The following is an 8,842-nucleotide window of genomic DNA, read 5'->3' as shown; positions in this document are numbered from 1 at the left end:
GCCGGTGGCGGATGCCGCGCCCCGAGTGCCGGTGGCGGATGCCGCGCCCTGATAGCCGGTGGCGTGGCCACCTTCCTCGACCGTTGCACGGTCAGTGACCCACTTCACGGCTTCCTTGACAAGATCGCTCATGCCGATCTGCGCGCCGACCTTGAGGATTTCAGCCGCCGTCTTCTCGTCATCATCGGTATGCATGGAGCCGGAAAGCCCGACACTATGAAAAACAGACCCGGCAGGCGCGTAATATTTGAAGACCGCAAGAGGATGCCCGGTGATAGCGTGGAAGCCACTTTTGCAGGCGACAACCTTGCCGTCATGGGTATATGTTTCGCCAACGGCATACTGAAACTTCGGCCCACCATTCGGGGTGCACGTCAGATCCGCATTGAAGCCCTTTATAGCCATGACAACCGGCTGCTCTGCGGTAACGACTTCCTCTGTCTGCTTTGGCTTCTTGGCCATGAAAATGCCCCTCTGGGTTCGTAAATTGAATGATGTTGCTATTCAGCCGCTTGAGCTGAGACGCCGCCAAGCGGGGCAAGTTCGGGGATGAGAAACATCGGCATACCGTGACGACGGCGAAGGGCCGGAACGAAGTCGGAGACAAGACCGGAAACGGCGTCCGTCCATTCCAGAGCCGCATGCTTGCCGTGAACGGTCTTGTCGTCTTCGATCTGCTTCACGATCTCGGTGAAGAGGAAATCGTCGATGACGTGCGCGCTGTTGATCCGGCTCGGCCGCTTTAGCGTCGTCTTGCCGATCTTCAATGAGGCGACATAGAAATAGCTGTCGTCTTCGCAGTCGCTTTCGAGGATGGCGGTTCCCTGAATGAGGATGTCATCGCCATAGCCGGGAAGTTTCATTTCGGAGAAATCATATTCGAGCGTCGTCATTGAATTATCTCCATTTTCCTAGCCAATGGCTTTGCCATCCGGCGCATACGGGTCTGATCTGCGATTGCATCGTTTGATGCTTGAGATTTGGTCTCTCCAGTCCCCTTGCAGACGTAACAGCGGGCAGAGCCGAAGCTTTCGGTCGGGAAGGAAAACCGGGTGAGGGTCTTTCCAGTGCCGGCGCATAGATTGCAGGGGGGGAGCGTTGCCATCACGCACCGGCCTTCCGGGCGGCAATCATGATGTCAGCGTAGCCGTAGGCCTCCCTGACGATCTCCACGCATTCGGCTGTCGGTGACCCGTATGCCGCCTGATATGCAGGGATGAGGCCGATCAGAGCGTGGCCGGCGAACCAGTCGCGAAGCGTCATGCCAGGATGATCAACATCCGCAAATGTGGGGCGCGTAGCTCCATCAGCATCGATAAACATATCGACCGCCTGATATCGCTTTGCTGGGAAGGCCAAGCCGCCATCATCGATTGTGTCGTCTGCCATCGGTCGTATCCTCTGTTCAGAGCATCCGTTTCGGGGGTGGGGATTAAGCGGCGCGCTGATCCGTCAGAATGTTTTCGGAGAGCTTTTTCATCGTCGCTTGGAGCGGGTTCATGAATTCGACTTCAATCCCGTTGTCCTTGCCGAGATCAATCACGGTGGCGAGAGCGCCCATGAACTGATGAAGACGAGCTTCATCGCCTGACGGCATAGCGGCAACAAACTCGTCAGCCTCTTCGAAGGCCTTTCCCGGGTCATCATTTTTGATGAATTTGAACAGGCCGTCAGAATACCTGTCTTTGCCAAGCTTCGTCGGGTCCTGCCAACGCAAGTAAACTCGAAACTCTATGTTGCCGCTCTCGGCATCGAACTGGGCGCATGGCTGCTTCAAGCCCTTGTCGATCATTGCCTTCATCAGTTGATCAAGGCGCTTCTGAATTTCCTTGGTGTTCATTTCCCGTTCCTCATCACTGATTGATAGCTTTCGAAAAGCTGCTTGTGACGGCAGCTTTCCGAAGGCGGTCAGGCGATGAAATAAACTTTCCGATATCGAACGATGTCGCAGGACAACCCGTTGTGGTACCAAGAGTTCTGGTGTCGGTATGGCGACGACCAATACCCAGCTGGACCCCTATTTGATGTTCCGTCTCGTCGCTCAATCTCGACAACGAGATGGTCATCTACAGGGCAGTCTTGACCGTTTGGAATGGCCCATTCTCCGAACTCGAAAGCCATCTCAAAGCATCCCCTGAAGGCGCAGTTTCTGAGCTTCGTACTGAGCGATCAGTGCGGTATCCTGAAACTGCGGCTGGTAGGAGCGAGCACGGTCAAGAATGCGGTTGCATTCAACGATGCTCTCAATTACGCGGCGTTCCTGTTCCTGCGTCATTTCCCTCATCCTTCCTTTCGCATCTCCCTCTGCCTGGGCAGTTAGGAAGTGCGGGGTTGATGCCGATCCCGTTTCTCTGAGCGTTAGCTAGTCAGTCGGGAGCGGCTTCGATGAAGATGAGAATACCATTTTGGCATTGCTAGTCAATACCGACTTGGTATAAATATTTGGTATGAGAAAAAGACACGATACCGAAACAGACAGAATCAAATTGCTAAGGAAGAAATATCCGCCGGTTGAGGTTGCTCCGTTCCTCAGAATGCAGCGGCGTTGGATAAGGCGCGTGAACCAGATGACGCACCTCACCCACGTTCAACGATGCGCGGCCGTATTTATCGGCGCGTTCGGCACACCGGATACGCCATTTTGCGCGGCCGGGATGGACTACATTTGCAGGAATGTTGGATGCGAGAGGACGGCGGTTCATCTAGCCATCAAGAAGCTAGAGGCAATCCATTGGATTGAGGTCGATCGCCAAAAGCGCTCCGGGAATGTCTACCGGATCGCGATCCCTTTTTGATTTTATTGTTGTTCTGGAACAACCAATTACGTGTTGTTCCCCACCAACACAATATAGACGGAGGCTGATATAGACGGGAGTATTATCTTTTTAGTTCTGCTTAGGAGGTAGGAGTAATTGGAAACAGGGAGATAGATCTTATCGAAAAACGATGAAAACCTGTATCGCTAAAACGGTCAGCAAAATCCATTTTATAATGCGAATTTCATTCACCAAGCGCAACGATGTGATGAGAGCATGAGCCGCATCTTGCCGAGTATGGGCGATGAGAACATCCTTCTGCATCTGGTCCAAGACAAATTTATGCTTGGTATTCCCATCGAAAAATTGCATGTCTTCATCGAGTTGAAATTTTGCTAACGCGGCATCCCTATCCAGATCCGTTTTTGCATATTTCAGCGCTACCTTAAGCTCGTTGACGCTCATGCATTCCCCGCCAGGGCGATGAAGTGCACCGTTGCGACAGCAGATGCTGGGAATCGAAGTTCCTTGGGCGGATTAAACTGCTCAAGAACGAGTTCAATGCTGTTATGCCGAATGAATTTCTTCACGAACGCTAAAAGCGGGCCGTGTTCATCCATGCGTATCTGGGCAATAACGTAGTCACCTTTTTTCACGCGGCGCATAGGGTCGACGAAGCAGATTTCGCCGTCCTCATATCGTGGAGACATTGAATCCCCCGCAACCTGCACCGCATACGCCCCCGAAATATCTGAAACTATAGGGGGAGCCATTACCTCATACAAAACACTTCCATTCATGAGGAATTCTCCGTCGACGCCGCCGACAGCCTGCCCGTAAACTGGTATCTTTCGGCCTAGGCCGACCACCTTATCCCTAATTTTTGCATTTGGAAGTTCAAAAACATTGGAACCAAAATTAGTTATATCGGAAGTTTCAATATTCTCCGCTGGGCTATCATCCGGCCAGCCAAACAGCAAAATTTCTGCAGTCACATTCAAAGGGCCGCAAAGCCGCTCAGCCCATTCCTTCGTAAGCTTCCTTTGGCCCGTCTCCAGGCGCTTGATCTGAGGTTGCGAGGTGCCAACAGCCTCGGCCAAACTAGCCTGAGACATTCCTATCTTTTCCCTTAACTCTTTGATCATATTCATGTTCCGAACTTATGCCATCATGGCATTTTTATCAAAATCCAATTTGGTATAAATATCGCTTGATTTGCGATGCCATTTTGGTATCGTGTTTGGTATGACCCTAGATGAATACCTAAGAGCACAAGAACCGAAGATATCGCACGCCGATTTTGCGAAACGAATTGGCGTCGAGCAGGCGGCTGTAAGTCGATATGTGAACGGGAAGCGTTTCCCGGCTCCGGAGATCATCAGAAAAATTCATGAGGCCACCAATAGCGCCGTAACCGCGAACGACCTTCTCAAGGGCTTCGAGGAGGCTCAGCAGAAGCGCGCTAGGGAGTCCGCAGCATGACCCCCTCTCATCTCAAAGAACCAGTACCGGCGGATATCGACCTCATCATTGAGGCGATAACCAGTCAATGGGGTGATCGCTGCGACGACTTCGAACCGAGTTGCGCCTGCTGCCGGGTTTGGAGGGCGTTCGATCATCTGCTTGGCGAGCGCGACCGATGCGCAGCGATCGCCGATCGATACGGCAAGTTCGATCCCGATACCACGTATGGTCTTGGATACCAGACCACTGCGCTGAACATCGGCGCCCCCATTCGGAAAGGCGGCATCTGAATGCGCTCCATTCCTTCTGATCAAATTGAAGACCCCTTCAAACGTGAGCGTCGGGCCTCGCGCCACAAAGAAAAAGGCGGGTCGCCCGAAGACGCCCGCCAAGAGGTTTTTCCAATGCAACATGTAATGGATATCGCTCAAAACGGCAATAAGCCGGCGCGTATTCCCTCTGAAAATTCTCCTGACAAGACTGCTGGCCTTTGGCTCGACGAACGGATTGCTAAGTCCAAGTTCGGCGTTGTTTCCGAGGTCATTGATCTCACTCCGGCCATGGCGCGAGTGATGCTTGCCCGCAATCCGGGAAATCGGAAGCTCAGCTCCATCATCGTCGAGAACTATGCACGCGACATGGCAAACGGCGCCTGGGCATTTAATGGAGAGCCGATCATCATTTCCAATGATGGCAAGCTTAACGACGGTCAGCATCGCTGCGAAGCTGTTCTCGCGTCGAATACGGCCATCAGGGTCGTCTTGATCATCGGCCCAGATCGCGAAAGCCGCCTTACGGTCGATCAGGGCAAGACCCGGATGACCGGCGACTATCTCGGCATGAACGGGCATGTCGATAGCGTAGCATTGGCTGCCGCCGCCAAATTCGTTTGGCAACATGTCAACCACAGTTTTATCACTCAGACGCAAGCATTCCGTCCGACCAAGATGGAGGTCCTTTCCTTCGTCGAGGATCATCCAAGCGTGGCGGAAAGTTTGGCCGCTATCCCTTCCAAGGGCTCTGATGCTGTCGGCGGTCGTGCAATCCTTGCGTTTGCGCACTGGACCTTTACGCGTGTCAGCGGCAAGCCTGAGGCTGTCTCCATGTTCATGGATGCACTTATCAAAGGCTCCAATCTCGTCCCGCGTAGTCCTATCCTTTACGCTCGCAACCGTCTTATGTCGGAACGTGGCCGCCTCAAGCCGAACGAAAAGGCAGAGCTGATCATTCGGGCATGGAATGCTTCCCGTCGCGGAGACAAGGTCTCGAATCTGCCCATCAAGGGCGGCGCTCTTCCGACCGTGGAGCGCTGATAGATGATCAGAGAACTTCCCATCGCATCTATTATCCGGCGTCAGGACGCACGATCCCTGAACCAAGCTTCGGTGTCTGCTCTTGCTGAGAGCATCGCCACCGTTGGCATGATCAGCCCGATTCGCGTTCGCGAGAAAGGCGACCGATGGGAAGTTAGCGCTGGCTCGCATCGTCTTGCTGCATGCGAAATGCTTGGACTGGCAGATATCGAGTGCATCGTCATCAATGATGATGACCTGCATGCCGAGCTTTCCATGATCGACGAAAACCTCTGCCGGAACGAATTGTCTCCGGCAGAACGCGCCAGCCAGACGGCGCGGCGCAAGGCCATCTATATCGAGCTTCATCCAGAGACGGCAAACGGTAGCAACCAACATTCTAGCCTTCGCAAAGATTGCAAACCCTCCGAACGCTTCACTGCCAACACTGCATCTGCGACCGGACAATCTGAACGTATTATCCAGCTCAACGCCGAGCGCGGTTCGAAAGTCATTCCAGAAGTGATCGAACTCATTACCGGCACGAAACTTGATACCGGCATCTATCTCGATAAGCTCAAGCGCTTGCCACCGAACGAACAGATGACCGCAGTACGTCGCGACCTTGCGCTGATCCGTCAGAACGAACGCGCCGCCAAGCCAGCGATCAAGGTAGCCGACGCGCCGCTTAACGATGAATCTGCACAAGAACGTCAAGTCGCGGCCCTAATGTCTGCATGGAATAAGGCTGGTGCTGAGGCACGGCAAGAATTCTTGGAACGCATCGAACAACCTATTTTCGACAGGGGGGCAGCATGACCTCCAATATCTGCGCAGCTCGTCAAATCCAGCGCCGTGAAGCCAATCCAGACCCAGTCGGAGACGAATGGCTAGACGATTTCCGTCGCCTCTTCGAAGACGAATTCCCGGAACCTGAATGTGAAGCAGCACGCGCCGTCGAAGGCGTTGGTCATCAACGGGTGGAATCCAATCGGTATCAGGAGAATGAGGCATGACCCAGATCGCTTTCGAAGCGACGATCTTCATTATCATCGCCGCCAACTTCATTGTCTGCGTCATCGCTGTGATCCTTCCCTGGCTCAAGGAAGCCTTCCGAAAGCATCCCAAGCATGAGGCGGTAATAATCCCCTTCGCCCGCCAAGAACGTCGTGGAGGCCGTCATGTCTGACGACTTCACCACCATGGCAACTTATTTCTCTGTGTCGCTTCTTCTCGGCTTGGCCTTCGGCATCCTCGTCAAAATCTTCGGCAGCTCCGAGCTTTTTCGTTGGCGCTTTCCAAAAATATCCGACGACAGCGACCAGAGGACCGACGAGGGCGACCAGCACAACCTCGATCACTTCCGCAACTTCCGACCCAAGGATTTCTGAATTTCGAATGAGCGTGGCCGTCCTCCCGAGTCCGCGCTCAAGACTGGTCTCGATCTTGATCCCCCTCCTCTCCCGAGGTCGAGACCAGCACTATCAACGACGGTCGAGCGCTTTGCAATCTCATTACGACGGCGGCAACAGCGCTCCCAAGTTCGGTGAATGAAGAGGGTGTCGATGCGGCGTCGACACCCTCAGACGCAGAGCCGAGGGCGGGTTTGGCTCTGCGTGGAAATGGAATGATACAGCTCGCCCGATGCGGCGGCTGAGACGAGGCGGATAACTCATCCGCCGCATGCGGAAAGCAGTTCGCCTCGTCTCCTTTGATGATTTCTTTCGACATGCACTTGCTCCCTGAACAAGAGCCAACATGCCGAAGGATCAATGATTTGAGTGACAAGTTTCATGACGCGCAGAACAAGAATTCTGACAGGGATAACAAGTCGATGAGTATGAGTTTTACGACATCAGATGCGAAGGACATGGGCCGCTTTATCCTCAAAAAGGAATATCGCGGTCCCGGCGACACGATCGAAAGTGCCGCCTACCGCGTGCAAACGAAGTTGGGCGTCCCGGCCACGCTGCTGCTGCGGCTCTGGAACCGCGATGTCAACGACATGCTCCTCTCGAATTTCGCGGCAGTAGCGAACGCGTACGTGGCTGTCAAAGCGAGGGTCGATAGGGGGTACGAGCATGAGAGGAGTTTGGCGGTTGATACGAAAATTCTGCGGCTGGCTGATTTTGTGGCTGGCAAGAAAAATGAGACGTGAGTGAGGACTGAAATGAATGTGGCTGTATGTTCCCCACCTCTCAACATCCTCTCCATCTGCACCGGGGGGGGCCGGACTCGATCTCGGCGTCGAACTGGCAATTCAAAGCGCTAGAACAGTCTGTATGGTCGAGAGGGAAGGCTTCTCCTGCGCGCAACTGGTTTCAGCGATGGAAGCGGGACATCTGGCTCCAGCGGCTATATGGAGCGATGCCCGAACCTTCAATGGCAGAGCTTGGCGTGGCGCAGTGGACGGCCTCATTGGTGGCATCCCGTGCCAGCCGCATAGCCTTGCCGGAAAGCGGCTCGGAGAAGAAGACGATCGCGACCTCTGGTCGACGGCCCGTCGCATCATCGTCCAGTCTGGCGCGTGGTTCGTCCTCATCGAAAACGTCCGCGGCATCCTCTCATCGGGCGGCGCAGAGCGCGTCTGGCGAGACCTTCGACGACTGGGCTTCCAGGTTGAGGGAGGATTGTTCACGGCGGCAGAAGTCGGCGCGAGCCATGAGCGTGAGCGGTTCTTCATCCTCGCGGTCTCAGGGGTCGGCCTGGCCGACCCCTACGGCGAACGACTGGAAGGGGAGCGGGCCGACGTTGGAACGATCGGACGGCCATATGCGCGGCGATCGGCTCGATTACGCGACGGAACAGCTTTGGTCGACACCGAGAGCCTCGGATGCAGAGAAGGGCGGCCCGAACCAGAGTTTCGGAGCGGGCGGCCAGCCGTTGCCATCTCAGGCGGTTCAGTGGGCAACGCCTCGGGTCTCATCGGAGCGGACGTCATCGATCGCGCTGGAGAGGCCAGACAGCGTGTCGTCGCTCTCGATCGCACAGCAGGCGGAAATGGTCATGGGAGAAGTGCCGAGGGAGATTTATCTCGTCAGCGAAAAGACGCAGCGCAGACTTGGGTTCAACCCCTCTTCGCTCCGGGACCGGCTGACCTATCCAGTTGGAGCAACACTCTCGCATCCGCGCCGGAGCTTGAACCCGCTTTTCGTAGAGTGGCTGATGGGCTGGCCTCCCGGCTGGACATTGCTCGCGTGGACCGACTTCGCATGCTCGGCAACGGCGTTGTCCCTCTTCAAGCAGCGTATGCGCTCCGCACTCTTGTCACTCGGCTTGCCGCAAGAGGCTCCAGCGGCGCAGTTGAGCTTGTTCGGTTGATGGAGATCG

General features: G+C 54.9%; 17 protein-coding genes and 1 pseudogene. 11 read left to right on the top strand and 7 right to left on the bottom strand.

All coding sequences use genetic code 11. From position 1 onward, the window contains the following. From GA0061101_RS39400 to GA0061101_RS39395, 5 genes are all read right to left on the bottom strand, one after another. Positions 1-462 (bottom strand): DUF7666 domain-containing protein (locus tag GA0061101_RS39400; protein WP_425349997.1); only part of this gene is annotated, 462 nt, incomplete at its 3' end. Positions 463-500: 38 nt separating this feature from the next. Then, the gene (locus GA0061101_RS15570) at positions 501-893 is read right to left on the bottom strand and encodes a hypothetical protein (protein WP_092574042.1); all 393 of its coding nucleotides are present in this window, start codon (positions 891-893) and stop codon (positions 501-503) included. Positions 894-1,104: 211 nt separating this feature from the next. Beyond that, positions 1,105-1,389 carry a hypothetical protein gene (locus GA0061101_RS15565; protein WP_092574040.1) on the bottom strand — a complete coding sequence of 95 codons (285 nt, stop codon included), beginning with the start codon at positions 1,387-1,389 and terminating at the stop codon, positions 1,105-1,107. Between the two features lie 43 nt (positions 1,390-1,432). Continuing rightward, a complete protein-coding gene (locus GA0061101_RS15560; RefSeq protein ID WP_092574038.1) occupies positions 1,433-1,840 on the bottom strand; it encodes a hypothetical protein in 408 nt (135 codons plus the stop codon). A 282-nt stretch (positions 1,841-2,122) separates the two neighbouring features. Then, positions 2,123-2,275 (bottom strand): hypothetical protein, encoded by a 153-nt coding sequence (locus GA0061101_RS39395; protein ID WP_167669560.1) that lies wholly within the window; start codon positions 2,273-2,275, stop codon positions 2,123-2,125. Positions 2,276-2,558: 283 nt separating this feature from the next. Between GA0061101_RS39395 and GA0061101_RS15555 the strand changes: the two genes are divergently transcribed. Then, positions 2,559-2,795: a helix-turn-helix domain-containing protein gene (locus tag GA0061101_RS15555; RefSeq protein WP_141694078.1), complete on the top strand. Its 237-nt coding sequence runs from the start codon at positions 2,559-2,561 to the stop codon at positions 2,793-2,795. Positions 2,796-2,933: 138 nt separating this feature from the next. On the opposite strand, the gene GA0061101_RS15550 is transcribed toward GA0061101_RS15555, so the two are convergent. Then, the gene (locus GA0061101_RS15550) at positions 2,934-3,221 is read right to left on the bottom strand and encodes a hypothetical protein (RefSeq protein WP_092574034.1); all 288 of its coding nucleotides are present in this window, start codon (positions 3,219-3,221) and stop codon (positions 2,934-2,936) included. Beyond that, positions 3,218-3,901, bottom strand: a complete 684-nt coding sequence (locus tag GA0061101_RS15545; RefSeq protein ID WP_167669559.1) for an XRE family transcriptional regulator — start codon at positions 3,899-3,901, stop codon at positions 3,218-3,220. Before GA0061101_RS15545 ends, GA0061101_RS15550 begins: the two co-directional genes overlap by 4 nt. 100 nt (positions 3,902-4,001) lie before the next feature. On the opposite strand from GA0061101_RS15545, the gene GA0061101_RS15540 reads away from it, so the two are divergent. From GA0061101_RS15540 to GA0061101_RS40090, 10 genes and pseudogenes are all read left to right on the top strand, one after another. Continuing rightward, the gene (locus GA0061101_RS15540; RefSeq protein WP_092574030.1) at positions 4,002-4,238 is read left to right on the top strand and encodes a helix-turn-helix domain-containing protein; all 237 of its coding nucleotides are present in this window, start codon (positions 4,002-4,004) and stop codon (positions 4,236-4,238) included. After that, positions 4,235-4,510, top strand: coding sequence for a hypothetical protein (locus GA0061101_RS38645; RefSeq protein WP_141694077.1), 276 nt, complete (start codon positions 4,235-4,237; stop codon positions 4,508-4,510). Before GA0061101_RS15540 ends, GA0061101_RS38645 begins: the two co-directional genes overlap by 4 nt. Continuing rightward, on the top strand, positions 4,511-5,533 hold the full coding sequence (locus tag GA0061101_RS15530; protein WP_141694076.1) for a hypothetical protein: 1,023 nt from the start codon (positions 4,511-4,513) through the stop codon (positions 5,531-5,533). It begins immediately after the preceding gene. A gap of 3 nt (positions 5,534-5,536) precedes the next feature. Then, a complete protein-coding gene (locus tag GA0061101_RS15525; RefSeq protein ID WP_092574025.1) occupies positions 5,537-6,331 on the top strand; it encodes a ParB/RepB/Spo0J family partition protein in 795 nt (264 codons plus the stop codon). Then, positions 6,328-6,528, top strand: coding sequence for a hypothetical protein (locus GA0061101_RS15520; RefSeq protein ID WP_092574023.1), 201 nt, complete (start codon positions 6,328-6,330; stop codon positions 6,526-6,528). Before GA0061101_RS15525 ends, GA0061101_RS15520 begins: the two co-directional genes overlap by 4 nt. Continuing rightward, positions 6,525-6,701, top strand: a complete 177-nt coding sequence (locus tag GA0061101_RS39390) for a hypothetical protein (RefSeq protein WP_167669558.1) — start codon at positions 6,525-6,527, stop codon at positions 6,699-6,701. Before GA0061101_RS15520 ends, GA0061101_RS39390 begins: the two co-directional genes overlap by 4 nt. Continuing rightward, on the top strand, positions 6,694-6,903 hold the full coding sequence (locus GA0061101_RS15515) for a hypothetical protein (protein ID WP_092574022.1): 210 nt from the start codon (positions 6,694-6,696) through the stop codon (positions 6,901-6,903). The genes GA0061101_RS39390 and GA0061101_RS15515 overlap by 8 nt, the downstream gene beginning before the upstream one ends. A gap of 386 nt (positions 6,904-7,289) precedes the next feature. Then, positions 7,290-7,670: a hypothetical protein gene (locus tag GA0061101_RS15510; RefSeq protein ID WP_245297486.1), complete on the top strand. Its 381-nt coding sequence runs from the start codon at positions 7,290-7,292 to the stop codon at positions 7,668-7,670. 16 nt (positions 7,671-7,686) lie between these two features. Continuing rightward, positions 7,687-8,193, top strand: a pseudogene (locus GA0061101_RS41065) (DNA cytosine methyltransferase); the annotation flags it as partial. 70 nt (positions 8,194-8,263) lie between these two features. Next, complete coding sequence (locus GA0061101_RS40090; protein ID WP_245297485.1) at positions 8,264-8,833, top strand: hypothetical protein; 570 nt, start codon at positions 8,264-8,266, stop codon at positions 8,831-8,833. Positions 8,834-8,842 lie beyond the last annotated feature (9 nt).

The sequence above is a fragment of the Martinezella lusitana genome (genome assembly GCF_900094565.1).
Taxonomy (GTDB): Bacteria; Pseudomonadota; Alphaproteobacteria; order Rhizobiales; family Rhizobiaceae; genus Rhizobium; species Rhizobium lusitanum.
This window is presented reverse-complemented; position numbering and strand designations above follow the sequence as displayed.